The organism is Aquiluna sp. KACHI24 (assembly GCF_025997915.1).
Classification (GTDB): domain Bacteria; phylum Actinomycetota; class Actinomycetes; order Actinomycetales; family Microbacteriaceae; genus Aquiluna.
The window spans coordinates 1,260,957-1,287,142 of sequence record NZ_AP026677.1; the positions used below are offsets into that span (position 1 = coordinate 1,260,957).

General features: G+C 53.6%; 33 protein-coding genes. 6 read left to right on the top strand and 27 right to left on the bottom strand.

What is annotated here, in order from left to right; translation table 11 throughout:
- Position 1: 1 nt before the first annotated feature.
- Genes OO713_RS06155 through OO713_RS06170 form a run of 4 tightly spaced genes read right to left on the bottom strand, consistent with a single transcriptional unit; the run spans position 2 to position 3,357 of the window.
- Positions 2–1,354, bottom strand: a complete 1,353-nt coding sequence (locus OO713_RS06155) for an FAD-dependent oxidoreductase (protein WP_264785284.1) — start codon at positions 1,352–1,354, stop codon at positions 2–4.
- A gap of 15 nt (positions 1,355–1,369) precedes the next feature.
- Entirely contained in the window at positions 1,370–2,365 is a 996-nt protein-coding gene (locus tag OO713_RS06160; RefSeq protein ID WP_264785285.1) for a polyprenyl synthetase family protein, read from the bottom strand.
- Positions 2,362–3,051 carry a class I SAM-dependent methyltransferase gene (locus OO713_RS06165; RefSeq protein WP_264785287.1) on the bottom strand — a complete coding sequence of 230 codons (690 nt, stop codon included), beginning with the start codon at positions 3,049–3,051 and terminating at the stop codon, positions 2,362–2,364. The genes OO713_RS06160 and OO713_RS06165 overlap by 4 nt, the downstream gene beginning before the upstream one ends.
- A 9-nt stretch (positions 3,052–3,060) precedes the next feature.
- Positions 3,061–3,357: a hypothetical protein gene (locus OO713_RS06170; protein WP_264785289.1), complete on the bottom strand. Its 297-nt coding sequence runs from the start codon at positions 3,355–3,357 to the stop codon at positions 3,061–3,063.
- 82 nt (positions 3,358–3,439) lie between these two features.
- Here OO713_RS06170 and OO713_RS06175 point away from each other — a divergent pair, with 82 nt between their 5' ends.
- On the top strand, positions 3,440–4,627 hold the full coding sequence (locus OO713_RS06175) for an isochorismate synthase (RefSeq protein WP_264785290.1): 1,188 nt from the start codon (positions 3,440–3,442) through the stop codon (positions 4,625–4,627).
- Here OO713_RS06175 and menD read toward each other — a convergent pair.
- Both menD and OO713_RS06185 read right to left on the bottom strand, forming a co-directional pair.
- Complete coding sequence (gene menD / locus OO713_RS06180; protein WP_264785292.1) at positions 4,624–6,108, bottom strand: 2-succinyl-5-enolpyruvyl-6-hydroxy-3-cyclohexene-1-carboxylic-acid synthase; 1,485 nt, start codon at positions 6,106–6,108, stop codon at positions 4,624–4,626. The two genes, OO713_RS06175 and menD, sit on opposite strands and share 4 nt — an antisense overlap.
- Positions 6,109–6,414, bottom strand: a complete 306-nt coding sequence (locus tag OO713_RS06185; RefSeq protein WP_264785293.1) for a PLD nuclease N-terminal domain-containing protein — start codon at positions 6,412–6,414, stop codon at positions 6,109–6,111.
- A 39-nt stretch (positions 6,415–6,453) separates the two neighbouring features.
- Here OO713_RS06185 and OO713_RS06190 point away from each other — a divergent pair, with 39 nt between their 5' ends.
- Entirely contained in the window at positions 6,454–6,750 is a 297-nt protein-coding gene (locus OO713_RS06190) for a DUF4229 domain-containing protein (protein WP_264785294.1), read from the top strand.
- Here the strand turns inward: OO713_RS06190 and OO713_RS06195 are convergent.
- From OO713_RS06195 to OO713_RS06205, 3 genes are read right to left on the bottom strand one after another with little or no spacing between them, the layout of a single operon-like run.
- Entirely contained in the window at positions 6,712–7,590 is an 879-nt protein-coding gene (locus OO713_RS06195) for a 1,4-dihydroxy-2-naphthoate polyprenyltransferase (RefSeq protein WP_264785295.1), read from the bottom strand. The genes OO713_RS06190 and OO713_RS06195 overlap by 39 nt on opposite strands.
- 11 nt (positions 7,591–7,601) lie before the next feature.
- Positions 7,602–8,672, bottom strand: a complete 1,071-nt coding sequence (locus OO713_RS06200; protein ID WP_264785296.1) for an AMP-binding protein — start codon at positions 8,670–8,672, stop codon at positions 7,602–7,604.
- A complete protein-coding gene (locus OO713_RS06205) occupies positions 8,672–9,556 on the bottom strand; it encodes a 1,4-dihydroxy-2-naphthoyl-CoA synthase (protein WP_264785297.1) in 885 nt (294 codons plus the stop codon). The genes OO713_RS06200 and OO713_RS06205 overlap by 1 nt, the downstream gene beginning before the upstream one ends.
- A gap of 17 nt (positions 9,557–9,573) precedes the next feature.
- Between OO713_RS06205 and OO713_RS06210 the strand changes: the two genes are divergently transcribed.
- Positions 9,574–10,524 carry an o-succinylbenzoate synthase gene (locus OO713_RS06210; RefSeq protein WP_264785298.1) on the top strand — a complete coding sequence of 317 codons (951 nt, stop codon included), beginning with the start codon at positions 9,574–9,576 and terminating at the stop codon, positions 10,522–10,524.
- On the opposite strand, the gene ccsB is transcribed toward OO713_RS06210, so the two are convergent.
- The 5 genes from ccsB to OO713_RS06235 are packed head-to-tail and all read right to left on the bottom strand — an operon-like array spanning position 10,519 to position 14,824.
- Positions 10,519–11,388: a c-type cytochrome biogenesis protein CcsB gene (gene ccsB, locus OO713_RS06215; protein ID WP_264785299.1), complete on the bottom strand. Its 870-nt coding sequence runs from the start codon at positions 11,386–11,388 to the stop codon at positions 10,519–10,521. The genes OO713_RS06210 and ccsB overlap by 6 nt on opposite strands.
- A complete protein-coding gene (locus OO713_RS06220) occupies positions 11,385–12,884 on the bottom strand; it encodes a cytochrome c biogenesis protein ResB (protein ID WP_264785301.1) in 1,500 nt (499 codons plus the stop codon). Before OO713_RS06220 ends, ccsB begins: the two co-directional genes overlap by 4 nt.
- A complete protein-coding gene (locus OO713_RS06225) occupies positions 12,862–13,584 on the bottom strand; it encodes a cytochrome c biogenesis protein CcdA (protein ID WP_264785302.1) in 723 nt (240 codons plus the stop codon). The genes OO713_RS06220 and OO713_RS06225 overlap by 23 nt, the downstream gene beginning before the upstream one ends.
- Positions 13,581–14,186 (bottom strand): TlpA disulfide reductase family protein, encoded by a 606-nt coding sequence (locus OO713_RS06230; RefSeq protein WP_264785303.1) that lies wholly within the window; start codon positions 14,184–14,186, stop codon positions 13,581–13,583. Before OO713_RS06230 ends, OO713_RS06225 begins: the two co-directional genes overlap by 4 nt.
- Positions 14,183–14,824 (bottom strand): histidine phosphatase family protein, encoded by a 642-nt coding sequence (locus tag OO713_RS06235; protein ID WP_264785304.1) that lies wholly within the window; start codon positions 14,822–14,824, stop codon positions 14,183–14,185. Before OO713_RS06235 ends, OO713_RS06230 begins: the two co-directional genes overlap by 4 nt.
- A gap of 65 nt (positions 14,825–14,889) precedes the next feature.
- Here OO713_RS06235 and aspS point away from each other — a divergent pair, with 65 nt between their 5' ends.
- Positions 14,890–16,200: an aspartate--tRNA(Asn) ligase gene (gene aspS / locus OO713_RS06240; RefSeq protein WP_264785305.1), complete on the top strand. Its 1,311-nt coding sequence runs from the start codon at positions 14,890–14,892 to the stop codon at positions 16,198–16,200.
- Here the strand turns inward: aspS and OO713_RS06245 are convergent.
- The 4 genes from OO713_RS06245 to OO713_RS06260 form a co-directional block, all read right to left on the bottom strand.
- On the bottom strand, positions 16,197–16,592 hold the full coding sequence (locus tag OO713_RS06245) for a type II toxin-antitoxin system VapC family toxin (RefSeq protein ID WP_264785306.1): 396 nt from the start codon (positions 16,590–16,592) through the stop codon (positions 16,197–16,199). The two genes, aspS and OO713_RS06245, sit on opposite strands and share 4 nt — an antisense overlap.
- On the bottom strand, positions 16,589–16,870 hold the full coding sequence (locus OO713_RS06250) for an AbrB/MazE/SpoVT family DNA-binding domain-containing protein (protein WP_264785307.1): 282 nt from the start codon (positions 16,868–16,870) through the stop codon (positions 16,589–16,591). The genes OO713_RS06245 and OO713_RS06250 overlap by 4 nt, the downstream gene beginning before the upstream one ends.
- Positions 16,871–16,938: 68 nt before the next feature.
- Positions 16,939–17,064, bottom strand: a complete 126-nt coding sequence (locus tag OO713_RS06255) for a hypothetical protein (protein ID WP_264785308.1) — start codon at positions 17,062–17,064, stop codon at positions 16,939–16,941.
- Positions 17,061–17,324, bottom strand: coding sequence for a glutaredoxin family protein (locus OO713_RS06260; RefSeq protein ID WP_264785309.1), 264 nt, complete (start codon positions 17,322–17,324; stop codon positions 17,061–17,063). The genes OO713_RS06255 and OO713_RS06260 overlap by 4 nt, the downstream gene beginning before the upstream one ends.
- A gap of 44 nt (positions 17,325–17,368) precedes the next feature.
- On the opposite strand from OO713_RS06260, the gene OO713_RS06265 reads away from it, so the two are divergent.
- A complete protein-coding gene (locus tag OO713_RS06265; protein ID WP_264785310.1) occupies positions 17,369–18,076 on the top strand; it encodes an HAD-IB family hydrolase in 708 nt (235 codons plus the stop codon).
- A 35-nt stretch (positions 18,077–18,111) separates the two neighbouring features.
- On the opposite strand, the gene OO713_RS06270 is transcribed toward OO713_RS06265, so the two are convergent.
- The 4 genes from OO713_RS06270 to OO713_RS06285 form a co-directional block, all read right to left on the bottom strand.
- Complete coding sequence (locus tag OO713_RS06270) at positions 18,112–18,210, bottom strand: AURKAIP1/COX24 domain-containing protein (protein WP_074789180.1); 99 nt, start codon at positions 18,208–18,210, stop codon at positions 18,112–18,114.
- 118 nt (positions 18,211–18,328) lie between these two features.
- On the bottom strand, positions 18,329–18,931 hold the full coding sequence (locus tag OO713_RS06275; protein ID WP_264785311.1) for a metalloregulator ArsR/SmtB family transcription factor: 603 nt from the start codon (positions 18,929–18,931) through the stop codon (positions 18,329–18,331).
- A gap of 15 nt (positions 18,932–18,946) precedes the next feature.
- Positions 18,947–19,768 (bottom strand): pyrroline-5-carboxylate reductase, encoded by an 822-nt coding sequence (gene proC, locus OO713_RS06280; RefSeq protein ID WP_264785312.1) that lies wholly within the window; start codon positions 19,766–19,768, stop codon positions 18,947–18,949.
- Positions 19,769–19,783: 15 nt separating this feature from the next.
- Positions 19,784–20,494, bottom strand: coding sequence for a CPBP family intramembrane glutamic endopeptidase (locus OO713_RS06285; RefSeq protein ID WP_264785313.1), 711 nt, complete (start codon positions 20,492–20,494; stop codon positions 19,784–19,786).
- A gap of 59 nt (positions 20,495–20,553) precedes the next feature.
- Between OO713_RS06285 and radA the strand changes: the two genes are divergently transcribed.
- A complete protein-coding gene (gene radA / locus OO713_RS06290) occupies positions 20,554–21,861 on the top strand; it encodes a DNA repair protein RadA (RefSeq protein WP_264785314.1) in 1,308 nt (435 codons plus the stop codon).
- On the opposite strand, the gene OO713_RS06295 is transcribed toward radA, so the two are convergent.
- From OO713_RS06295 to OO713_RS06315, 5 genes are read right to left on the bottom strand one after another with little or no spacing between them, the layout of a single operon-like run.
- Positions 21,854–22,456, bottom strand: coding sequence for a hypothetical protein (locus tag OO713_RS06295; RefSeq protein WP_264785315.1), 603 nt, complete (start codon positions 22,454–22,456; stop codon positions 21,854–21,856). The two genes, radA and OO713_RS06295, sit on opposite strands and share 8 nt — an antisense overlap.
- A 12-nt stretch (positions 22,457–22,468) precedes the next feature.
- Positions 22,469–22,963: an amino-acid N-acetyltransferase gene (locus OO713_RS06300; protein ID WP_264785316.1), complete on the bottom strand. Its 495-nt coding sequence runs from the start codon at positions 22,961–22,963 to the stop codon at positions 22,469–22,471.
- A gap of 15 nt (positions 22,964–22,978) precedes the next feature.
- The gene (locus OO713_RS06305; protein WP_264785317.1) at positions 22,979–23,485 is read right to left on the bottom strand and encodes a heme-binding protein; all 507 of its coding nucleotides are present in this window, start codon (positions 23,483–23,485) and stop codon (positions 22,979–22,981) included.
- On the bottom strand, positions 23,485–25,941 hold the full coding sequence (locus OO713_RS06310) for an ATP-dependent Clp protease ATP-binding subunit (RefSeq protein WP_264785318.1): 2,457 nt from the start codon (positions 25,939–25,941) through the stop codon (positions 23,485–23,487). The genes OO713_RS06305 and OO713_RS06310 overlap by 1 nt, the downstream gene beginning before the upstream one ends.
- A 56-nt stretch (positions 25,942–25,997) precedes the next feature.
- Positions 25,998–26,183 carry a hypothetical protein gene (locus OO713_RS06315; protein ID WP_264785319.1) on the bottom strand — a complete coding sequence of 62 codons (186 nt, stop codon included), beginning with the start codon at positions 26,181–26,183 and terminating at the stop codon, positions 25,998–26,000.
- Positions 26,184–26,186 lie beyond the last annotated feature (3 nt).

Here is a 26,186-nt window from a genome sequence, read left to right on the forward strand (position 1 = left end):
ACTACTCACCCTTCGAGATCGCAACCATCTGCGATCTATCGAAAAGCTTAATTCTTTCGCGTCCCTCTGCCTCGCCAAGCGAACGTTCGTTGGCATCAATCTTTAGCCAAGCTGGCCAACCCACGTAATCAACGCCCTTTTGCTCCAAGGTCGCCACCACGTCGGCCTCGCCAGGCTTGGATGGGTTCCACCACAGCGCACGATCGGCAATCACGTGACCAATAGTTTCAATTGCATCTGCTTTGGTGTGGCCAATCAAACCGATTGGTCCGCGCTTGATCCAACCGGTGCAGTAAACCCCTGGGATCTGCTCGCCTGAATCGCTTAGTACGCGACCCTCTGAGTTTTTGATTACTCCATTTTTGGAGTCAAATGGAATTTCATCAAGCGCTGAGCCAAAGTAGCCAACGGCTCGGTAAACCGCCTGCACCGGGTAGGTGACAAACTCACCGGTTGGCTTTACGTTTCCAGTGCCATCCAACTCGGTGCGCTCGACCTTGAGAGCTGCGACCTTGCCGTCTTCCCCGATTACCTCAACAGGTGCCGAGAAGAAGTGCAGGTGGAGCCTGCGCTCCTCGTGAGCCTGTGGGTTTTCACGCAGATCTTCGAGGGTCTTGACCATGACTCGAACCTGGTTATTGGAGTCAATGGCCGCTTGGGAGCCGTCGTCGTATTTAAAGTCCTCGTCATAAACAATTGACTGCACGCCCTCAACGTGGAGTGCCTCGCGAAGCTCTAGCGGGGAGAACTTAACCTGAGCTGGACCACGACGACCAAAGACGTGAACATCGGTGACCGGCGAAGCCTTAAGCCCCTGGTAGACGTGGTCGGGAATATCAGTCGAGAGCAGATCGTCCGGACGTTTGATTAGCATGCGAGCAACATCGAGAGCTACGTTGCCGTTACCGATAACCGCAATCTCCTTGGCGTTCAGTGGCCAAGTCAGCGGAAAGTCAGGGTGCGCGTCATACCAGTTCACAAAGTCAGCGGCACCGTAGGAACCATCCAGGTCGATGCCTGGGATGTTTAGATCGGCATCCTTGATAGCGCCGGTCGCAAAGATAACTGCGTTGTAGTGCTCTTTGAGTTCATCAAGGGTGATGTCGGTGCCGTACTTCACATTGCCAAAAAAGCGAATGTCGCCCCGGTCCAAGACCTCGTAGAGTGCACGAATGATGCCCTTGATTCTTGGGTGGTCAGGTGCAACGCCGTAGCGAACCAATCCGTATGGTGCAGGCAATAGATCAAAGAGGTCAATGGAAACTTCAAAATCTCCCTCAGCCTTCAGAATCAGATCCGACGCATAGATTCCAGCTGGGCCAGCACCAACCACCGCAAGTCTTAGCTTTGACACTTGTAACTTCCCTACTTATCCCTTGCGGTCAACAACCGCATTTGCAAAAGCAATCAGCGCATCACGAACACTGCCAGCAGGCAGCTGCGACACCGCTTCAATTGCGCTTTCTCCCCAGCGCACAGTCTCGGCTCTGGCCTGTGCCATAACCGGGTGGGCACGAAGCTCGGCCAAAACTGATGCCAACTCAGGCTCCTCAAGACCACCGGTGATCTTGGCGTGAAGATCCCTTGAAGCCTGGTCTTTGTACTTGGAAAGTAACAGCACCGGAAGCGTTGGAACTCCCGCTAGCAGGTCAGTACCGGCAACCTTGCCGGATTGCTCCTTGGTGGATTCAATGTCGATCAGGTCATCCACCAATTGGAAGGCAACACCGATCCGCTCACCGAATAGCTGCAGTGGTTCCTGTAAGGACTTGTCGGCACCAGAAAGCAATGCGCCAAGTCTTGCGGAGAGTGCAATCAAAGAACCGGTCTTGTCTCGCAATACCTCTAGGTAGTGCTCGAGTGGGTCTTGACCCTCAGCTGGACCAATGGTTTCGTGAAGCTGACCGAGCACGAGCTGTTCGAATACCTTTGCCTGCAGCTTGAGAGCCTCTTCACCCAAACCAGAAACAATGTTGGAGGCGCGGGCGAAGAGAAGGTCACCGGTCAAAATTGCAACGTTGTTGCCCCAAACAATATGGGCCGAGTCAACACCGCGACGTTTTGAAGCCTGATCCATGACGTCATCGTGATACAAGGTGGCCAGGTGGGTGATTTCCATCACAACAGCGGCGTCTAAAACATCAGGCTGGTTGGGATCGCCAAGCTCTGCGGTCAACAGCAATAGCACCGGACGAAGCCTCTTGCCACCAGCTCTTGCCAGGTGAGAGGCCATCGATTCGACCATGGAGTCGGTGTGCTTGGTGGCGTCAATCAGCTTTTGCTCAACGATCTCCATGCGAGCTTCAATGTTGGCAAGCAGCTTGCGGTCACTCACCAGTCGCAACTGAGATGGCAGCTTGATCATGGCTTTACCGCCGTGTGCAATGCAACGATGCCCAAACTCAGGTTTCTAAACTTCACGTCTTTAAATCCAGCCTTTTCGATATCCCTAGCCAGACTCTTTTGATCGGGCCATGCCTCAATAGATTCAGCTAGATAGTCATAGGCTTCTGGGCTCTTGCTAAACAGTGCTGAGAACTTAGGCAGGATGTGCTTTAGGTAGAAGCGATAAAACGGGCCAAATACTCCCGAGACTTTCGAAAATTCGCAAATTACCAGTCGACCGCCCGGTTTCAGCACCTTCAAGAACTCTCCCAGGGCAATCCTGTGGTCCTGAACATTTCGAAGCCCAAAGCTCATTGTGACAACATCAAACTCCGCGGCCTGGAAAGGGAGCTTCATCGCATCGGCAAATGCAAACTCAAGTTTTGGATACCGCTTCTTTCCCTCTTCGAGCATGCCCTTTGAAAAGTCTGCGGCCACTACGGTCACGCCTGGCTTTAGCAAAGCCATCGAACTGGTGCCGGTGCCGGCGGCGATGTCAAGAATGCGCTCGCCTGACTTCGGGGATATTGCCTTGCGAACTGCACCGCGCCAGAGCCTAGCCTGACCAAAAGATAGAAGGTCATTGGTCTTGTCATACGAGTGTGCGACCGAATCGAACATAGCCGAAACCGCCTCAGGAGATTTGGAGAGGTCGGCTTTAGTCACCCCTGAAGTCTAATCGGGCTGGGACTCTTTCGCTCCCTGAGCCAGGGTGTAGATGACCAGTGCGACTGAGCCAAGACCCAGAGCAACTACCAGTGGGGTGGTTGCGTTCACAAATTTGTCTGCGGGGGTCAGGGTAGAGATTTCAATCTTGCTCAGATCGATGGGGTCTTGGGCATGCGGGTCAATCATGGTGCCCACCTCAGCGGGTGGAATCACGCTCTCGCGGTCATCTTGGTCAGCATGGGCTGCGGTAGATCCAACGAGCGGGAGCAGCAAAAGGCCTAGGGCAGTTAGTTTTACTCGCACCATCACTCCTTTTAGACTTCCTAAAGAATAAGCAGGCTTCCTGAATGGTTGCTACATGTGCTTATAAAAACTAAGGATTCCAATGGCGCTAAAGGTTCGCTCTTTCTTTGCGCCAGCCGCACCGGTTGAAAACCCAGATCAGGTCTTTTTGCGCCAGGGCACCGAGATGTACGGTGAGGGTGTAGCCCTTAGAGTCTCTGCCCGCGGCACGAACAGAATCTCTGAGCTCTCTTCGCAATTTCAGAAAATTGCCGCCGAGTCTGAAATTCAAGATGATGTTCGGCTAGCGGGTAGTGGACTGTTTGGTTTTGTGAGCATCACCTTTGCAGCCGATAGCGAGTTCGAATCTGCGGTTGTAATCCCAGCAAAACTAACCGTGATTCGAGATGGCGTGAGTTTTGTCACCGAAATTTCTGAGGTGCCGGAGAAGCCGCTAAAAAAGACTCCGAGTGGGGTGTTTTTGCAGGGTGACCAGAGTGCAACTGGTTTTATCGAGGCAACCAAGACCGCGATCGCAAGAATCAATGAGTCCGCGCTAGAAAAGGTTGTGCTGGCGAGAGACCTGGTAATGCCGCTAAGTGGTGAACCCGATCTGCAACCTGCCATCCAAAGGCTTTACGCAAGATATCCGCACTGCTGGACCTACCTGGTTGAGGACAACTTTGGTGCATCCCCGGAGCTACTTCTCAGAGCGGAAACAGGAGAGGTATCGGCAAGAGTCTTGGCGGGAACCGCGGGCCGTGGCACCGACCCCGATGTTGACCGCGCTATCGCCGAGGGCCTTAAGCACTCGACCAAGAATCAACACGAGCACAAATTTGCCGTTGAGTCTTTGGTGCAAACCCTCAGTAGCGTTTGCGAAAACCTGGAAACCGATGAAGAGCCTTTTTCTCTCGCACTACCCGATCTTTGGCACCTCGCGACCGATGTGCGCGGCAGGCTGAAATCAAACGTCACGCTGCTCGATGCGGTCGAGCTTTTGCACCCAACCGCTGCGGTTGCAGGCACCCCTAGACTTCCAGCCCAAGCCCTAATTTCCGAACTCGAACCATTCGATCGCGGTGGCTATGCGGGACCGGTTGGTTGGATCACAGCAGATGGCAGCGGTGAGTTAGCAATCGCGTTGCGAGGTGGTCGCATTGAGCGCGAGCCAGCGCTTCAGATTCGTGCATTTGCCGGTTGCGGCATAGTTGCGGAGAGTGACCCTGAAGCCGAGCTAGCTGAGACAGAGTTGAAGTTCAAGGCCGTCCGCTACGCCTTCGGAAGTTAGAGCGCGCAGTCGATCAGCACAAAACCCTGGCGGTAAAGTTGCTGGTCCAAATCACCAGGAGTGGTCCTGATGTATTGCCAGCCGTAGCTATTTGCAAGCGCCTCGAGGTTCACCGCTTGGGGTGTAGTGAAAAGCAATTCGAAGTCTGGTCTTTCCAGAAGTTGAGCCATCTCGAGGTGCGAGAAAATTGCTCCGCCGTGATCGTTGCCAACCACCAGTTGCACATTGAGCTCGCCAAGACCGGAGCGATTTAGCCCAGACGCATCATGCAGCAGCGTGAGATCGCCAATTATCGCTCTGACCTGGTTGCCCGCTTGCGCAAGCCCCAGCGCAGTTGAAACGGTCCCATCAATGCCAGCAAGGCCTCGGGATGCAAAAACATTGAGGTCTTTCCCCTCGACTGCGCGCTCTGCAACACGAATCAGTTCGGATGCTCCGAAGAGCAACCGATCATCCCCAGAAGTTGCATCCCATACCTTCGACACCAGCGTGGCTCTATCTGATTTCTCGGGTTCGCTTTCCCACCTATCAGACCAATCTGCAGACCCCTGACCGATTGGAACCAGTCGATCAGCAAAACCTTGAGCCCTATCAAATACGTCGAAGCCTTCGTAGTTTGAGGGCTTCTGAACCCAATACTCGGTATTTCTCAAAAGACTAAGAACTGCCCTTGAAAGGGTTGGCTTACCAAATACAAAAACCTGAGAAACCTCAGCACTAAGCTCGAAAAGTTTTGCGATGTAGTTAGTGATGCTGCCCTGAACTCGAGCCCCGGAAGATGGTTCTGCCAAAAGCGGCAACCTGGCTGCTTTGGCAAAATCACTTGCAGCCGTGCCGGCTCCAGCACCCGCAACCACAACAGCGTGCTCCGAAACCACGACATCAAGTTCACCTAGGTGGTTAGCGCGCTGAACCAACTCGGGATTGGTCACGAAATCCAGCGCGCTTGGTTGAGAGCTCGAAAGCGGCTCCGCAAACTGAATGTTGACCTGGACTGGACCAGGTCGCGCCTCGGCACCGACTGCCAACTCGACAGCCCTTTTAGCAACCAATCTTGGGTCGGCGCTGGCATCAACATCGATACAGTCACGGACTGCCTCGGCAAATATGCCGTTTTGAATTGTGGTCTGGTTCGCACCCCTACCGCGAAGCTTTGCCGGTCTATCCGCGGTCAACAAGATCATCGGAACCCCTGCATGATGTGCTTCTAGGACGGCTGGGTGGAGATTCGCAACTGCGGTGCCGCTTGTTGTAATGAGTGCTACGGGGTATTCATCACCCAGTGCTCGACCCAGGGCCATAAAGCCCATCGATCGCTCATCAAGCCGGACAGTTAGATCAATGAGTCCCGCCTTGGCCAATTGATTAGCGGCAATCGCCAGCGCTTGAGAGCGAGCACCGGGAGCGAGATAAAAGCTTTTGACTCCAAAGTTTTGCAGCGCAGCGACAAACTGGGAGGCAAAAAGCTGAGAATCGCTCACTTAGTTCGACTCGTCCTTTTTGTCATCGTCTTCTTTGCGAAGCTTCTTATCTAGATCACGCAGAAAGTTTGGGTCATCATCCGGTGCAACGGTCTTGCGCTTTTGCGGTCTTGGTCCTCGGCCCAAGGGGCGACCAACCATCAGATACAGAAGTCCTCCGAAGAATGGGACCACGATGCACAGCAATACCCAGACCCACTTTGGCAATAGTCTGACCTCGGCCTTGTTGGCGCTGGCAGCAAACACCGTCGTGAAAACTGTGAAAATCACGAGAAATGCAATTGTGAATACTGCGACTCTGGACATACCTCAACCCTATCTAGTTGCTGAACTTAGACTAAAGACATGAAAAACCCCTGGCTGAGCTACTCGATCCTGCGACTTGGATTATTCGCACTGCTGTTTTGGGCTTTCATGCTCCTAGATTTCAACCCCTTTTTCGCGGCGATTATTGCCGCCAGCATCTCGTTTGCAATCTCGCTGATCTTTTTGGACAAGCAACGTCGCGCGATGAGTGAACAGGTTGCGGCAAAGCTCTCCAGAAACAAAGAGGGCAGCTACGAAGACCCAGAGAGTGACCTAGAAAACCAGATCCTGGATCAATCAAAAGTTGACGAGGACCAGTCCGGCTCCGACAAGTAGTCCATAACCCAATCCGGCATAGCTCGTTAGCTTCAGTCCGGTGATTAGCTCCTTCGGGGTTCTACCGCTTAGCGCAATGCCAGAGATCGGCACCAGCAGCAAAACATTTGCTAGCCCAAGAAGCGTCGCCGGATATACCAAGATCAGCAGGATGTTGATCGCGAGCGGGATGAAGATAAGAAACAAAAACAGCACTCGCGAGCGCCGATCGCCCAACCTAACCGCCAGGGTCTTTTTGCCAGCCTGAGTATCGGTTGCGATGTCACGAATGTTGTTGATCAGCAACACTGCCGAGGCGTAGAAACCCGCTGCGGATCCAAGCACAATCGCAAGCGGGTCAAGACTCAGGGTTTGAATGAAATTAGTTCCAACCGTGGCGAACAAACCAAAAAACACAAACACCACGACTTCGCCAAGACCGGCATAACCATATGGGTGCTTACCCCCGGTGTAATACCAGGCAGCCAAAATCGCAAAGGCACCAAAGGCTAATAGCCAATACTGTGAGGTGGCAATCACGAGAGCTAAGCCAACCAAAGCGGCAAGCCCAAAGAACACAAAGGCCACGCGCTTTACATCATCCGCTCTAGCCTCACCGGACCCGGTTAGACGCTTTGGCCCCACGCGGAACTCATCCGTCCCTCTAACCCCATCGGAGTAATCGTTCGCGTAGTTGACTGCGATTTGCAAGAACAGCGCAACTAGCAAGGCGCCGAATGTCAACAGTGCATCGAAGTTCTGAGTGGCCTCTGCTGTAGCCGCTCCGAGCGCTACCGGTGCAACTGCCAGTGGCAAAGTGCGAAGCCTTGCCCCTGAAACCCAACTCTTTAGATCAGCCATAGCCTCAAATGCTAGCCTGCCAAAAGTCTTTGAACTTCGATTAGGTCTGGCTTTCCAGATGGGAGCCTGGGCACAGACGCAACCTTTAGTAGCCGCTGTGGCCTAGCGGCAATGGTCAGCTCTGCCAGCTCCCGGAAGTCTCTTTCCTGGCCCACATAAACCAAACCAACCGATTGACCCCATTGGCTTTCAATTGCCACCGCGCAAACTTCATCCACCCCATCGAGAGCGAGCGCCGCCTCTTCAACCCGATCGAGTGAAACTTTCAAGCCACCGGAAACGATTACTCGATCGACTCGTCCCAAAACCTCGAGCTTCCCACCGATGAGCTCCCCTAGATCGTTGGTGACGAACTCCGGACCCAAATCTTCAGCCAGGGTTGGGCCAGATATTGCGATTCGACCTCCAGCCAGACGAATATTCACTCCATCTAAGGGGACTCCGTCGTAGACGCAGCCACCGCAGGTCTCAGTCATGCCATAGCTAACGACCACATTGACTCCCATGGTCTGCAACTCCAAAACCTCGGCCCAGTTTGGCTGCTGGCCACCAACCAAAATCGCCTTGAACTTGCGAAGTTCTGAGAATACGAAGGCATCTTCCCGTGCAGCTTGCAATAGCTTGCTCAATTGGTGTGGCACTAAAGAGGTGAAGCGATCCTCGGTCATCAAGGCTGAGCCTCGAATAAAAGCCTCCGCTGTGAATGGCACCTGGGTGTTCATCAAAATCGGTTGAGTATAGGCAACTACAGATCTCACCAACACGTTTATGCCAGCAATGAAGTTGGTTGGGAGAGCGAGCAGCCACTGGCCGCTGCCGATTCGGTTTGCAGAAGAGTTAGCGCTTGCCAAAAGCGCGTCGGTAGAAAGCGCTATTCGCTTTGGTGCGCCTGTGGACCCCGAACTTTCGACAATAAATCCGATGTGATCCTCAACCTGGTCTGGCAGCCCATGAACCTCGGGCATGACCCCCAAGACCTCGGGAGGGGTTATAAACCCAGCAACCGTGCCATCCAAAACCTCGACTGCAAGCTGCAGCGCTCGAAAGCTGTCATTGGCTGGAACAAGCTTTAGCGGTTTCATTAGAAATGCCAGGGGTAGTCAGACCAGTCAGGTTTACGCTTTTCCAAAAAGGCATTCTTGCCCTCGGTGGCTTCTTCGGTGCCATAGGCCAATCGAGTCGCCTCACCCGCAAACAGCTGCTGACCTACCAAGCCATCGTCAACGGCGTTGAATGCGTACTTCAGCATGCGAATTGCAGTCGGTGACTTACCCAAAATCTCTCTAGCCCAGGCAATACCCTGAGTCTCAAGTTCGGCATGCGGAACGATTTTGTTGACAACACCCATTTCATAGGCTCGCTGCGCGTCATACTCAGCGCCAAGAAAGAAGATTTCACGAGCAAACTTTTGGCCGGTTTGACGAGCCAAATACGCAGAGCCGTATCCGGCATCGAAAGAACCAACGTCGGCATCGGTTTGCTTGAATCTTGCAAACTCCCTGGATGCGATTGACAGATCACAAACCACATTTAGCGAGTGACCGCCTCCTGCAGCCCAACCGGACACTAGTGCGATAACCACCTTGGGCATAAACCGAATCAGTCGCTGCACCTCAAGGATGTGCAGCCTACCTGAAGAGGCGTCACCGTATTCGTAGCCAGCCTTGCCGCGAACCCGTTGATCGCCACCCGAGCAAAATGCCCAGCCGCCGTCCTTTTCACTCGGCCCGTTACCGGTTAGCAAAACCACGCCAACATCAGACTGCATGCGAGCGTGGTCTAGGGTGCGGTAGAGCTCATCGACAGTCTGCGGTCGAAATGCGTTTCTTACCTCTGGGCGCGAAAACCCAACTCGAACAACACCAAGCTCAATGTGTCGGTGGTAGGAGACATCGGTTAGCGACTCGAAACCGGGAACAGCTTTCCACTGCTTGGCATCAAAGAGCTCGGAGACCTGATTGGGCATGCACCTAGACTAATCGCGTGAATGGTGGGCTAGGAAACTTTTGGGTTGTCAGCATCCCGATGCGCACCAAATTTCGTGGCCTGGAATTTCGTGAAGCGGTGATTTTCAAGGGTGAGCGCTGGTCCGAGTTTTCACCCTTTTTGGAGTACTCCGATCAAGAGTCAGCCACTTGGCTGAGAGCCGCTCTCGAGTTCGCACACGATGATCTTCCAGCTCTGAAGCGCGAATACGTTCGGGTCAATGCAACCCTCCCAGCGGTTAGCACCGACGAGGTGGCAGCTGTTTTGGCACGCTTCACTAGATTTGAAACAGTGAAGGTGAAGGTCGCAGAAAAAGGCCAATCGATAACCGATGACCTAGCTAGAATCCGCGAGGTTGCAAGGCTTTATCCACACGCAAAAGTTCGATTGGATGCCAATGGCGGCTACGCGACCGAACAGGTCCTAAGCCTGGTTCGTGAGCTTGATGGCATAAACATTGAGTATTTAGAGCAGCCGGTTTCGACCATCGAGGAGATGGCCCAGCTCAAAACAGCGCTCAGCGGTTCAATCAAGATTTGCGCCGATGAGCTGGTTAGAAAGTCATCCGACCCGCTCGCGGTCGCAAGGGCCCGGGCGGCTGACCTTGTAATGCTGAAGGCACAGCCACTGGGCGGTATCGCCGCATCTCTCGAAATTGCAAATGCGATTGACCTTGAGTGCGTGGTCAGCTCCGCGATTGAAACTTCGGTGGGTATTGCAATGGGAACCTACCTGGCATGTGCTTTGGACGAATTGAACTACGACTGTGGGCTGGGCACCGTCAACCTCTTGGCAGGCGATGTTGCCCATGACCAAGCTCCTAAGAACTCAATCCTGGAACCAAAGCTGGTCGAGGTTGATCAGGCACTACTGCAAAAATACGAGGCTTCGCCCGAACGCCAGGGATTCTGGCGCGATCGAGTGCAGCGCTGTCTCGAGCTTCTATAGGCCGGAGTAGACGTGAAGACCTTTGAAGAAAAGGTTCACGATGGTGAAGTTGAAGATCACCGACAGGAACGCGATAAGGCCAAGCCAGGCCGCACGCTTTCCGTTCCAACCCCTGGTTGCCATTGCATGAAGATAACCGGCGTATAACACCCAGATGATGAAGGTCCAAACCTCTTTGGTGTCCCAACCCCAATAGCGGTGCCAAGCACGCTCGGCCCAGATTGCGCCCGCAATTAGGGTGAAGCTCCAGAGCACAAAGCCCACGACGTTGAAGCGATAGGCGTAGCGTTCCAACGCATCAAGAGACGGGAATACCTGCATGATCTTTGACTTAGAACCACTTTTGACGAGGTAGCTGAGATGAAATGCAGCTGCGATTGTGAAAAATGCGGTTGCCAAGATCGCTACCACCACGTGGATAACAAGCCAGTAGCTCTGCAGCGCTGGCATCAGCGTCTTCACCTCCACGTAGAAAAGTGAAACCGCCGCGAAGAGTGTGATCAAAACAAATCCGACAACGAAGGTGCCGATGAAACGAATGTCCTTTAGCTTCAGCGAAGTCAGATAGACCAGCAAGATCAGCAGCGCTCCTGAAATGGAGAACTCATACATGTTTGCCCATGGCACACGGCCGGCTGCAATGCCGCGAAGCACGACACCGATCGTCAAGACAGTGGTACCGACACCAGTCACCCAGAAGGCAGCCTTCTCGGTCTTGGTGAGCTTTTTCTCAACAGCTTCTGACTTTCCAAGCTGCGATAGCTGAAAGGAAAACAGCATCAGTGCGAGAGCTAGAAAAGCCATCGATGCCGTGACGAACAGTAGCGAGAGTTGCGATAACGGCTCGTTTAGTTGCGGTGTCATTTTCTTCCTTCTTCAATCTCCAGGACCAGGCGGTCTAACATCTCGCCCAGTCCAGGATCATCGCCGCGAGCCAAAGCAGCGACCTCCATCTTTCCATCTAACAATTCGCGGAACCAAACTCGGCGACGAGGAACCATTAGTGACAGCGTCACCGATACCAATGCCAAGAGCGCAAATAACAACACCCAAACCCCACCGGGGTTGTATGCGATGTCTACCGAGGCGTAGCGAAGTAGTCCTTCAAATCGCACCGACCCAATGCCTCCGGGGAGCTCGGCAGTCTCACCGACCCTAAGTTCCAGTGCCGGCACCGGGCCGTTTCTTCCAGCGACCAAGTTCATGTCTGTGGTGTCAAGCGCGTAGACATTTCTTGGCACGCCAGAGTCAAGACCAAGATCACCGGTGTAAACGTTCATGGTCAAAAGCGGATCAATTGGGTCTGGGTAAATCGAGGTATAAGCCCCCGATTCCAGCTTCTCTGCCGTCGGATAGAAGAAGGCGATTATTCCAATTTGTTCAGGTAGCGCATCTGGTGCCTTGATGACACCGAGTGAGGTCATGTTGCCATCCTGAGGCAGGAAGACCACAGGCCCCGAGTATGCGACGTTGCCCTCACCATCAAGAATGCTGACCACCGGTGCAAAGCCGTTTCCGGTTAGGTAGACGTTTGCTCCCGGAACCTCAAGTGGGTAGTTAACCCTGATCTGGTTCTGGGAGTTAGCACCCGCTGCCCCCAAAGTCACATCGGCTATGAAGTCAATGGGCTGGCCGATATTTGCGGGGTTGGTGAGGTCGTAAACGACATTGAACTTGTCGAGCTTGAGAGTGAACGGCTTGAGCTCTTCCTCATAAAAAAGTGGTCCGGGAGAAAAGCTGTCGTATGAAGCGAGATTGTTCACAAAGCTGTCACCCTCAACCAAGACGCGCTGACCGGAAAAAGAAAAACCGCCGCCCAGTCCAACAGCCAGCAGCACTCCGATTAGCGCATAGTGAAAGACCAGATTGCCGGTCTCCTTGAGGTAGCCCTTTTCGGCACTTAGTGAATTGCCTTGAAGTTCAAAGCGGAACTTGTTCTTGCGTAGCGCTTCCTGAGCGCTGACTAAATCAATACCCTCGACAATGCGGTGCTCAGGCATGCGATTGAGATTTACCGGGGTCTTCACCGGCTTAGCTCGAAGCGCATGCCAGTGAATTTTGGTTCTTGGTAGCACGCACCCAACCAGGGAAACGAACAGCAGTATGTAGATGGCCGAGAACCAGACCGAGGTGTAAACATCAAATAGCTGCAGTGCATCTAGGAATGCTGCAAACTCCGGTTGCTCGTCGTAGTAGACCCGAACCCCATTCGGGTCAGCACTGCGCTGCGGATATAGCGAACCCGGCACTGCGGCAATTGCCAGCAACAGCAGCAAAAACAGTGCGGTTCGCATCGAGGTCAGTTGACGCCAGAACCAGCGAGGCCAGAAGGCGAGCTTAGAGAACAAGCTGGAAGCCACCGCTCACCTCCTGAATCCAAAGCATGATGCGACCCCAAAGTCCAGTCACCATCAAAAGACCAATCAAGATCAGGACCGATCCACCAAAGATGTTGAACCCTCTGATGTGGCGCTTCACAAAACCAACCGACTTGGTTGCCCAGCTAAAGCCTGCAGCAATCAGTAGGAATGGGATGCCTATGCCCAGGGAATAGAAGGTGGCGAGAATGCCACCGCGAACCGGATCTGAGGTATCAGATGCCAAAACCAAAACTGCAGACAGGGTTGGACCGATGCAGGGTGACCAACCCAGAGCGAATACAACTCCCAGAAGCGGAGCTCCAGCAAGGCCAACTCTTGGTGAGACCTGCAACTTCAAGGTCTTTTGCAAAAAGCCAAACTGCCCGACCATGGCTAGCCCAAATAAAACAACCAGGCCACCAAGGACCGCCTGAATCCAAGGGTTTCTGGCCAGAAACAAAAGCCCAGCTGTACCCGCCAGCACTCCCAGCGAGACAAAAACGGTCGTGAAGCCAAGAACAAACAGCGCAGATCCGGCCAAAACTCTTGATTTTGGAGCCGCCGTGCCAGAGACATAGCCGAGGTAACCGGGGACTAGCGGAAGCACGCAGGGAGAGATGAAAGTGATGACACCGGCCAAGAGACTCAACGGGATTGCAATAAGCAAAGAACCCTCGAGGATTATCTGGCCGGGGTTCACTCGCTTACCACGCTCTCAATGAGGGTTCTGAGAATCGACGCATCGATCCGACCCAGGATTCGAGAAGCAACCTTTCCCTCTTTATCAATTACCAAAGTGGTGGGGACAGCCTGAGGGGAAACGACTCCGGTGAAGGCCAGCGAAACCTCACCACTCTGGGCATCCAAAACGGAAGGGAAGGTGATGCCGAATCTTCGGTCAAAAGCCAGGGCTGTTTCAGCGCTATCGCGGACATTGACACCCACAAACTGGACACCTTGGTCTTCAAACTCCCGGCTCAGCGCAGCTAAATCTGGGGCCTCGGCGCGACAGGGTGCACAAGCGGCGTACCACCAGTTCATGACTACAACTGATCCCAGCAACGACTCGGATTTTAGAAAGAGGCCGCTCTCGGTTTCACCGGACCAGGCTTCAAATGCTGGTCGCTCGCTCTTGGCAAATTCGGTTACTGTGCCATCCCCAGCGATGTAGTTCTTAGATGAGCCCTCGCGGTACTGCTGAGCGAGCGGGTCCTGGGTGCAGCCGGCAAGGGTGATAACGAATGAGGCGATCAACATCACAACCAAGGTGATTGCAATTCTGCGAACTGTCTCTTTTTTCATACTGCACCCCCATCAACTGCTTGATTGGCGAACTCGATTCCCGGTTCACGATAGGCAACTTCCCTGAGTTTTCCATCAATAACTTCAAACGATGTGATTGATGAAAGTGAGCATCTTCGATCGCGTGGGTCATGCGGCAATTTCAAGCCGCTGGCGGATCGATAGACCATCCAGATCGGTAGTTGGTGCGAGACGATTACCACGTCGCCACCTTCGACCTCAGACCAGTGATCAAGTGCGGCCGAGGTCATTCGGTCTGCAATCTCGGTAAACGGCTCACCCCAGCTTGGCTTGGATGGATTATGGAGCTTCAGCAGAATGCTTGGTCTTTTCAGAATCGCCCTGGGACCGACTCGAAGACCACGAAAATCATTCCATGGCTCGATGACTCGCTCATCTATGGTCGGCTCAATCCCAAAGAGTTCGGAGATTGGTTTTGCGGATTCCCTGGTGCGCTGCAGCGGGGATACCACGAGCTTAGAAATTTGAATTCTCTCGGATTGCAACTGCTTCGCAGCCGCAGCCGCCATCTGGTGACCCAGACCGCTCAGACCAAAGCCCTCAATGCGCTCATAAAGCACACCTTCGGGGTTGAAAACCTCGCCGTGACGCACAAGGTGTAGGCGGGAGGCGGGCATAAAGAAAAGTCTACCTTCGCTAAACTTTGACAGTTACTCTCTTTCGCCCACTCTCAGAGGTCAAAATGTTAGATCGCAAGCTCATCGGCACCCTGCCATCGCTTCAGGACGGACCAGTCACCATCGGTGGTTGGGTCGAGACCCTGAGAGATCAAAAGCGCATTCAGTTCATCATCATTCGTGATGAGTCCGGCAGCGTTCAGGTTACCTACCCACGTCCTGCCGAAGAGGACGCACTGGCAGATGTTGTCAGCTCCCTGACCGGTGGCACCTTCGTAGAAATCACCGGAAATCTGAAGCATGACGAGCGCGTCAAGCTCAACGGTGTTGAGATTCTGCTTTCCGACCTGAAGGTAGTTTCTCGCTCGCTACCAGACAGCCCAATCGCAGAAGACACCTCGATTGACAAGCGTTTGGACTGGAGATTCTTAGACCTACGCCGTCCAGAGCTAAACCTGATGATGCGGGTTCAGACCACCATCGAGAAGACCTGGCGCGAGGTTTGGCTAGAGCACGACTTCATGGAGATTCACTCTCCAAAGCTGATGGGTTCACCCTCCGAGTCACACGCCGAACTTTTCAAGCTCGAATACTTTGAGACCCACGCCTATCTCGCTCAGAGCCCACAGTTCTATAAGCAGATGGCAATGATGGCAGGTCTTGGCAAGGTGTTTGAGATCGGCCCAGTATTCCGCGCTGACCCATCATTTACCTCGCGTCACGCCACCGAGTTCATCTCGGTTGACATGGAGATGAGCTGGATCGACTCCCACGAAGATGTGATGCAGTTCCAAGAGATGCTTTTGGTTCGTGCAATCCAAGCAGTCAAGGATGCTCACGGTGAAGAGATCCAGAAGCTCTATGGCATCGACATCCAGGTTCCAGCTGTTCCATTCCCAAGAATTCCGTTGGCTGAAGCCCACGAGATCGTTGAATCACGTGGCTACAAGGTGCCAAGAGCAGATGGTGATCTCGACCCAGAGGGTGAGCGTCAGATTGCTGCATACGTCAACGAGAAATTTGGGCACGAGTTTGTGTTCCTCACCGACTACCCAAAGAACATCCGCCCGTTCTACCACATGAGACACGAGGACAACCCAAGCCTCACCAAGAGCTACGACCTGATTTGGAAGGGTACCGAGATCACCACCGGTGCTCAGCGCGAGCACCGCATCGAGGTCCTCGAGAAGCAGGTCTTGGACAAGGGTCTGGAGCTCGAGGGTCTTGGTTTCTACCTAGACTTCTTCCGCTATGGCGCACCGACCCACGGTGGTTTTGGCATGGGTCTAACTCGAGTAGTGATGTTGCTTCTAGACTTGCCAAATATCCGTGAGGCCAGCTTCCTGTTCCGCGGACCAAACCGACTTCAGCCCTAAAGCCAGCTCTCTAGCTTCAGCCCTGGCACTTTTTCAAAGTGTTTGGTGTTGTTTGTGACAAGGGTCGCATCCACCTCCAACGCCTGGGCTGCAATGAACTCATCCGCAGTACCAATCGTTATCCCTGAGGACTTCAAGTCCGCATGGATCTTGGCCGCTCGATCGGCTACGCGTTCGCCAATGGCCTCGATTCTGCTTAATCCAAGAAGCTCTCTTGCGATCAAGTTTGAAGTGGAGTTGGGATTCTTACTTATTCCTTTTTGAATCTCATATGCAGTCATGGCTGAGATTGACCAGCTTTCTTGGGACAGTGACTTCAGCCGAGCCAAGGAACCTGGGTGTCGTCGAATAACTCTTATTAGGACATCACTGTCTAGAAGGAATCTCGTCACTTAATCTCCTCGTTGAAAAGTTCATCCCAATCAAACCTCTCAGGCCAAGGCAGTCGGTCGGGGATTATGAACTCATCCTCGGGAAGCTCTGGTTGCTGGCTCAGATAATCCAAGAGTCTCCTCAATCGTGTTGCCCGATCTAAAGGATGGATTTCTACGATTCCGTCCTCGCGTCGAACGATGTCGATTTCCGCATCCTCATCAATCCAACCCTTGGGTATGCGGACGGCGACGCTGCCGCCATTTTTGAAAGCTTTTCTGGTCACTCTCTGAGTCACAGCACAAACCCCTTATCTATACGCAAAGTATAGACAACGGGTTTGTGGATAACCAGCCTCAAAAGAAATTACTTGAATCTCTTTAGGGTCCTATGCGCTTTGTCTGCCCAGGTGTGCTTCTCAGCAAGCTTGCTCAGCACATAGATCAAGATCGGAAACCAGAAGTTCTTCAGAACCCAAACAATCAGCTTCATGCCAACTCCTGAAGCTTTGCGAAAACCCGCTCCTGGTCGATTCTCCAGAATGACACTTGCTGGCCGTTGATCAGCAGCACTGGCACCTCGTCGGTGAAGTGCGCAAACTTAGGGTTCTGATCGATGTCCAGATCTTCGATCGAATACTCCACACTTGGGTACTCATTGGCAAAGCGGGCTATCACCTGAGCCAAGTCCCCTTGGGCCACCTCGCAGAGATGGCAGCCGTTTCTCCCGATTAGAGTGATTTCAATAGCCACCTCTAAAGCCTACGGCCAGTGCCTCAGATGATTAGACTTAGCCGGTGCCCGAACCCCTAAAGCAGCCAAAACTCGAAGCCGCGTTCTTCGACGTTGACAACACTTTGGTTCGAGGCTCAACCTCAATCCTTTTCGGCAAGGTTGCCTTCACCGGCGGCACCATCAAGCGCAGAGACATTTGGCGATTCGCATTCGAGCAGATGATGTTTATTCGTCGCGGCGAGAACAACGAGAAGATGGCGGACTTCAAGGACCGTGCTCTTTCTCTGACCAAGGGGCACTCAGTCGATGAACTGCGGGATCTGATTGATGTTGTTTACCGCCAGGAGATTAAGCCCCGACTCTGGCCGGAGACCGTAGCGGCAGCCAAGGAGCACCTGACTGCCGGTCGCGAGGTTTGGCTTCTGACTGCTGCCCCGGTGGAGCTTGCTGAAGCAATTGCCAAAGACATCGGTGCCACCGGCGCTCTTGGGACCATCGTTGGTCACAAAGATGGTGTTTTGACCGGTGAATTGATCGGCGAGCCACTGCACGGAAAAGCCAAGCGCCACGCGGCAAAGAAACTGGCCAAAGACAGAGGGATTAGCCTCAAGCGTAGCTGGGCGTATTCAGACAGCTACAACGATCTTCCACTGCTGTCCTCCGTGGGCCACCCAGTGGCAGTAAACCCTGACAAGATTCTCACCCGCCATGCTGAGGCTGCTGGGTGGGAGATTATGAAATTCAAAAAGCGAGACCTGCGCAAAAACTAAACCCGCCCTTGCAGGCGGGTTTTTGTTTTGAAGATTTACTTCTTATTGCGACGCTGGTGGCGAGTCTTACGAAGCAGCTTGCGGTGCTTCTTCTTAGACATACGCTTACGGCGCTTCTTGATAATTGAACCCACAGAAACCTCACAAAGCTTTTGGGTGCCCGAATGGGCAACCTCAGAAGTTTAGCCCTTAGTAACCAAGCACTCAACCTCGGATGGAAAATCCAGCGAACACTGGATTGAGTGTCACTTGTTACTTCTTGACCTTGCTTTTCACCTCGGCAACGAAGTTGTTGGTCTCTTGCTTGACCTCATCGACAACCTCTTCAACCTTCTGGCGAGCGATCTTTTCGAAGTCCTTCGCAGACTTCTCCGCCTCCACCTTGGCCTCGGCTAGCTTGCGACCAAGCCTCTTGCCAAGCTCCTTCGGGTCAGCATCGATGTCAACCTCTTCAAGCTTTTGCTTGAGCTGCTCGGATAGCCAACCTGACTTCTCAGTGAGCCAGTGGCCAACCTTTGCGCCAACCTCGGAAAGGTTTTCTGCAAGTGGGTCGCCCTCGTCTTCTTCTGGGTCAAAACCAAGAGACAGAAAGTTGATCATCCAGTCTTCGATTTCCTCAAGTGGCTCTGGAGTCACTGAGTAGAAACGCTTTTGACCTTCTTCGCGAACGTCGACCAAGCCAACTTCACGCAAAGTCTTTAGGTGCTTGGAGACGGTTGGCTGACCAAGCTTGGTCTGCTCGACAATCTCGCTCACGGTTAGCTCTCCCGAGCCACCGGCCAGGTGCGAACCGAGCAGGGTCTCCAAAAGAAGACGTCTAGTTGGGTCAGCGATTGCTTCAAAAATGTCTGCCATGTTTTTACCCTACTCTCACTTACCTGCTAATTCCTCAGCCCGCGCTACCGCAGCGGCTAAGCCCTTAGCAAAAATGGCCTTCAAATCGCTCTCTTCGAAGGTGGCAATGATGCGCTCGGTGGTGCCGCCCGGAGAGGTGACGTTTCGTCTCAGCTCGGCTGGCTCCTCGTCTGACTGTGCCAAAAGATCGATCGATCCATCGAAGGTACCGCGCACGAGTTTCTTGGCATCCTCCTCGGAAAAGCCTTGTTCGAGCGCGATCTTTTCCCACTGCTCGATGAAGTAGTAGATCCAGGCAGGACCAGAACCCGAGATGGCACTTAGGGCGTTGATCTTCTGCTCAGGAACCACGATCGCGGTGCCAACGGCTTCGAACAACGTCACGGTGGCGTCAATAGCATCTTGCGAAGCTGAGGCTGCGGGGGCGATGCCGGTAACAGCCTTGCCCACTAGTGCGGGAGTGTTTGGCATAGTGCGAATCAGGTTTGGATTGTCGATGGCACTGGCCATCGTTGCAAGCTCTATGCCGGCCGCCAGGGAGATTAGCACCGCATTCTTTCCGACTTCACCTGAGAGCTCTCGCAACACATCGACAATCTGCTTTGGCTTGACGCCCAGAACAATCAAGTCGGCATCGCCTGCAATCAAAGCGTTGGCATCTGGGGTGGTCTCAACCGAAAGTGCCGATATGCCCTGCTCGCGCCAGGCGGCAGCACTCTCTTCACTTTTAGTAGTAGCTGAAATCAGCTCTTTGGGATAGCCGGCGTCGATAAGCCCCGACATGATTGCGCCACCCATTGATCCTGAGCCCAAAAAGGCAATTCGAAGTTTCTCCACCCTTGAATCCTAGGCTTAGCCAAGAAGTGGATACCCGATAAAGACCACAGAGTTCATCAGAGTGTGCGCAATCACAAGCGGTGCAACCCGCGCAGTCCGCAAGAACACCAGAGCGAACACGATGCCCATGACAAAGTTTCCAAGCACCGCAGAGAACCCCTGGTAGCTGTGATAACTAGCCCGAATAGCCGCTGAGGTCAATACGAGCAGAAAGACCGAAAAAGTTGGGTTGACAAGCTTTAGCTTGCTGAGCAAAAAGCCCACCACGATAACCTCCTCCTGCAATCCTGACCTAAGTGCTGCCAGCAGCAGGATGGGGATGGTCCAAACAAAGTCACCAATAGAACTCGGCACAACTCTCGATGTCAACCCGAGCTCCAAAGCCAAAAAATAGAGCCCGATCCCTGGGATTCCGATTGAGGCTGCCATCAAAACGCCCAAGCCAACATCTCTAAGGTTTGGAATCAGGCCGATTGAAACCTGATCCTGACGCAAGAAATACAGTGCAAGTAGTACTGGAACCAAAGCAAGACCGATTCCAACAAGCTGGTAAATCAAATCAAGCCAAGGCGTCTCAACAACGGGTCGGTTGATGGTTGTGGTGCTACCGGCAAGACCCTCCGGGCTGGCTAACTTTCGCAAAAGACTCAGGGTTGAGTAAATGGCACTCGCACCCAAAGACAAAAGGAGCACGAGCCAGATTTCCTGGCGATGGCTTTTGAACATCTCGCTCCTTAGGTGTGGGCAAAAGTTTAGATGTCGGCAGCAAAGGGTAGTTTTGTTCGATGGCAAAAACTAAGAGCGACTTTCGATGCGCCGAGTGTGGCTGGACCACCGTCAAGTGGGTTGGTCGCTGCGGCGAATGCCAGGCCTGGGGCACCCTTGAGGAGACAAACTCAGTTCAGGAGGTGAAGGCTGCAAGGCTCACTCAAAACCAGCTGGCTAAACCGATCACTGAGGTTGAGCAGGTATCCGCCTCGCATAAACCAACCGGCGTTGGGGAGTTTGATCGAGTTCTCGGCGGTGGACTGGTTGCTGGTGCAGCAATCCTCCTGTCCGGTGAGCCAGGTGTGGGAAAGTCAACGCTGCTTTTGGAGGTTGGTGCCAAGGCAGCAAAGTCAGGTGCAAAAGTTCTATATGTCTCTGCCGAGGAATCGGCATCACAGGTCCGACTAAGAGCCGAGCGAACCGGCGGCTTAAGCGAGAACCTATACCTCGCCAGCGAGACTGACCTCTCCACTGTGATGGGGCAGTTCGAGGCGCTAAAGCCAGACCTACTGATCGTTGACTCGGTTCAGACAGTGGCCTCGGCTGATGTCGATGGAGCACCTGGCATGCCAGCTCAAGTTCGTGAGGTTGCCGCAAACCTGATTCGACTAGCAAAACAATCATCGACCCCACTTTTGCTCGTCGGCCACGTGACCAAGGACGGTTCGATCGCGGGACCAAGGACCCTGGAGCACCTTGTTGATGTGGTTTGCCAATTTGAGGGTGATCGCCAGACCTCGTTGAGGTTTGTAAGAACCCTAAAGAACAGATTTGGACCTACTGACGAGGTGGGTTGCTTTGAGATGACCGGTGATGGCATCGTGGAGGTTCCGGATCCTTCAAAACTATTTATCTCAGGTTCGAAAAACCAGGTTTCTGGAACCTGTGTGACTGTGACGGTTGAGGGCAAGCGAGCACTAATCGCCGAGATCCAAGCTCTGGTGGTCCGCACCAATTCACCGCAACCAAGACGAGTGACAAACGGCGTTGACGCCTCTCGAGTAGCAATGCTCCTGGCTGTATTGGAGCGCCGAGCAGGCATCAGCCTGATTGATAAAGACGTATACGTATCGACTGTCGGTGGGATGCGCATTCTCGAACCAGCAGCAGACCTGGCAATAGCGGTGGCAATTGCGTCCGCGGTAATTGATAAACCGGTCGGTTCATCCGTCGCAGCCTTTGGTGAAATTTCCCTTGCGGGCGAGATCAGAGCGGTCTCAAATTCCAAACAGCGTCACGCTGAAGCGGTGAGACTCGGTCATGACAAGGTGGTAAGTGCCGAGGGTGACCAACTCTCCAAAGCACTTTCCAAGGCTCTTAGTTAAGTAGGAACTGAACAGGGTTCTCTGAATAAACCCCGTTTACCTCTACCTTCAAAAAGTATGAGGCGCCGCCTGATGGCACAGGCTCTTGCTCCGCCCCACAACCCGTTCCGGAAGACCTTACTCGCTCCCAGATGGCTCCCTCTCTAGAGCTGCTGATGGTTGAGTTTGCCTTCAAGACGGTGACCAAATCCTGATCCGCACTTCTGTCGCAATCGCGTGAGGAGTAGTAGGTCTCGTCACCCGAGGTGATGGTGAAGAAGGTCACCCGAGATCCAACGTTGAACTTGCAATCCACTGGGCCGGTGTTGGTGATGTCATACCAAAGGTACGGCTTCTCGCCGGATGCGAATGAGCTCTTCTCGCCATCCTTGTCTCCGATTCGAGCAAAGACCTCGACCACTCCCGGTTGACAATCAACAATTTCACTGGCTGGTGTCGAAGCAGTAGCGGAAACTGAAGCAGCGCTGGTTGGTCCTGCCTGCTGGGTTTGTGATCCGCCGGAGAATGCGTTCCAAACCAAGACGCCCACGATGACCAAAACTAGCAACAAGAGGGCGCGGCGACGGGCGTAGATCTGCTGTTGAGTAGGGGCCATGGAACTATCTAACTAGATGTAACGGAGCATTCTGGAGTTTCCGAGAGTATTCTGCTTCACCCTCGCCAGATCCAAGAACTCAGCCACACCCTCATCGTTGGAGCGAACTAGCTCTGCATAGGTTTCAGGGTCGACTGGAATGTCGGAGATGACTTGGAAGCCCTGAGACTCGAAGAACTTCACTTCGAATGTCAGACAGAAAACTCGGTGAATCCCGAGGTCCTTGGCCTTGTCCAAAAGTTCACCCAAAATCTTCTTGCCAACACCCTGGCCCTTGACGCTCTCGCGAACAGCCAATGTTCTAACCTCTGCCAAGTCCTCCCACATCACGTGTAGAGCACCAAAACCAATTACTTCGCCGTCTTTTTCAGCAACCACAAACTCTTGAATTGATTCATACAGTTCAACGAGCTCTTTGCCGAGCAGAATGCGCTTTTCGACCAAGGGAGAGGCGATCTCTGTGATCGCCCGAACATCAGTGGTCCGGGCAGGTCGAATCTTGAGCATTGCTAAATTATGGCGCTAAGCCGATTCAATTTCTAATAGCACTTCGTTCCGACGCAGTGGACCCGGAGTCCAAGGGCCGTTGTATCGAGCGAATCTGGGTTGGCCAATCGCCCGATATCCCTGCGCAGCAAGAAGCTCTCTGAGCTTTAGTTCTTTTGCGCGGAACAGTGCCTCTCGGGCAAACCCAGAGAAGGTTATGGCAGCGAATGTTGAGCTGGGGAACTGCTCGATTTTCAAAGTGTTTGAAGTGGGTAAAGGAACATCGCTCATGTCGGATGGCATCACGAAAGAAACTTCAAAACCAGATCCCGATTCACGTTGAACCACCGGCGCGGTCATGGCAATTGGCTGGCGCTTTTGGTTGTTGCCGCCAATAAAAGAAGCAAGGTAGCCGAAAGCGTTGTAGGCGGAGGCGCCTAAATCTCCGGCTTGCCAGGTCGTCACAAGGGTGTGAGGGTCATACTCCCGAACCTCAAAGCCCTTGTGGGCTTTGAGGACTCGGTAGCTTTGAACTTCGGTCACTAAGCGACTGGCTCACTCTCGCGAGAGTTGGCGACGAAGGTGAATTCACCGTTGATGAAGTCAACCAAGATGTCCTGAGCGCTGCCGATAGTGCCGGTCAGGATTCGCTCGGAGATGGCGTCCTCGATCTCACGCTGAACCACGCGACGCAGTGGTCTTGCACCCAACGCTGGTTCATAGCCGAGTTCGATCAGTCGCTCCTTGGCCACAGTGGTCAGGGTCAGCTTCAGGTCGCGCTCGTCCAAACGACGTTGCAGTCTGGCAACAAACAGATCGACAATCTGCAGTAGCTCGTCGCGGTTTAGCTGTGGGAAGACGATGACCTCATCGACACGGTTCAGGAACTCAGGCTTGAAGTTGCGCTTGAGCTCCTCGTTTACACGTGCCTTCATTTGGTCGTAGTCGTTCTTTGAGTCACCCTCGAGGGTGAAACCTAGAGCACCACGGGTAATCTCACGAGTTCCGAGGTTGGTGGTCATGATGATGATGGTGTTCTTGAAGTCCACCACGCGTCCCTGACCATCAGTCAAGCGACCCTCTTCGAGAATCTGCAACAGCGAGTTGAAGATGTCTGGGTGAGCCTTTTCAATCTCGTCGAACAGGATCACGGAGAACGGCTTGCGGCGAACCTTTTCGGTTAGCTGGCCACCCTCGTCGTATCCGACGAATCCCGGAGGAGCACCAAAGAGTCTGGAAACAGTGTGCTTCTCGCCATACTCGCTCATGTCCAACGAAATTAGTGCGTCTTCGTCATCAAACAAGAACTCGGCCAACGCCTTCGCAAGCTCCGTTTTACCAACACCGGTTGGACCAGCGAAGATGAATGAGCCAGAAGGACGCTTTGGATCCTTCAAGCCTGCCCGCTGGCGACGAATGGTCTTGGAAAGTGCAGCAATTGCTGCCTCCTGACCGATAACTCTGCGGTGCAGCTCCTGCTCCATGAAGATCAGCTTGGCGCCCTCTTCTTCACTTAAACGGAACACCGGAATTCCGGTTGCATGAGCTAGAACCTCTGCGATCAGACCCTCATCAACAATGCCTGGCTTGTCGATGTTGCCCTCACGGAATTCCTTCTCCATGCGCATCTTCTCGGCGGTGAGCTTCTTCTCCTCATCACGCTTTGATGCTGCAAGCTCGAAGTCCTGGTCGGCAATCGCCTGCTCCTTGGCCTTCTTTACGACTGCAATCTTCTCGTCCATCTCACGAAGCTCAGGTGGGGAGGAGAGGAAGCTCAGGCGTAGTCTCGCACCGGCCTCATCGATAAGGTCAATGGCCTTGTCTGGCAGGAAGCGGTCAGTCACATAGCGATCTGACATTCCAACAGCGGCAACAATTGCACCATCAGTGATGGAGACCTTGTGGTGGGCCTCGTAGCGATCACGCAGACCCTTGAGGATGTTGATCGCCATCGCAGGAGTTGGCTCAGCGACCTGAACTGACTGGAATCTGCGGACTAGCGCTGCGTCCTTTTCAAAGTGCTTGCGGTACTCATCCAAGGTGGTAGCACCGATGGTCTGAAGCTCGCCGCGGGCCAGCATTGGCTTGAGAATCGAAGCCGCATCGATCGCGCCTTCCGCTGCACCGGCACCAACCAAGGTGTGAATCTCATCGATGAAGGTGATGATGTCACCGCGAGTTCTGATCTCCTTGGTGACCTTCTTCAAACGCTCTTCAAAGTCACCGCGGTAGCGAGAACCGGCGATCAAGCTTCCCATGTCTAGGGTGTAAAGCTGCTTGCCACGAAGGGTCTCTGGGACCTGTCCGGAGACAATTGCCTGAGCCAAGCCCTCGACCACTGCGGTCTTACCCACACCTGGTTCACCAATCAAAATTGGATTGTTCTTGGTGCGGCGAGAAAGAATCTGCATCACTCGCTCAATCTCGCGCTCGCGACCAACCACTGGGTCTAGCTTGCCCTCGGCTGCGGCCTGGGTGAGGTTACGACCGAACTGGTCAAGAATCTGGGAACCCTTTGGCTGCGGGTTGGTTTCGCCGCCAACGGCGACGGTCTCCTTGCCCTGGTAGCCGGAAAGAAGCTGAATGACCTGCTGGCGAACTTTATTGGTGTCAGCACCCAGCTTGGTCAATACCTGAGCTGCAACACCTTCGCCCTCGCGGATTAGTCCTAACAGCAGGTGCTCGGTACCGATGTAGCTGTGACCCAGCTGCAGTGCCTCACGAAGTGATAGCTCCAAAACCTTCTTAGCTCTTGGGGTGAATGGGATGTGACCGGATGGAGCCTGCTGCCCCTGACCGATGATCTCCTGGACCTGCTCGCGCACCTGCTCGAGGTTGATACCGAGAGCCTCTAATGCCTTGGCGGCAACGCCCTCACCCTCGTGGATCAGACCGAGCAGAATGTGCTCCGTGCCGATGTAGTTGTGCTTTAGAAGCTTCGCTTCCTCTTGCGCCAAAACAACAACGCGACGGGCCTTGTCGGTAAATTTCTCGAACAAGCCTGGACCTCCAACACTCTGGTATTGAAGATGCTAGAAGGCTTAGGGGTCAGAAACTAGGGCTGTTCGCCCAAGGCGTTAGCTCGCTTGGCTCGTTCCTCGGCCTCGATACGAGCATATGTATCGCGCTCGCCCTTATCCGCTCGCAAAATCGAGCGCATGATGATCCAAAAAAGCACACCAACCAACGCTGGCGGAATTAGCGAAATAGCAACATCTAAGGCGATCTCAAGCGGAGTCATCAA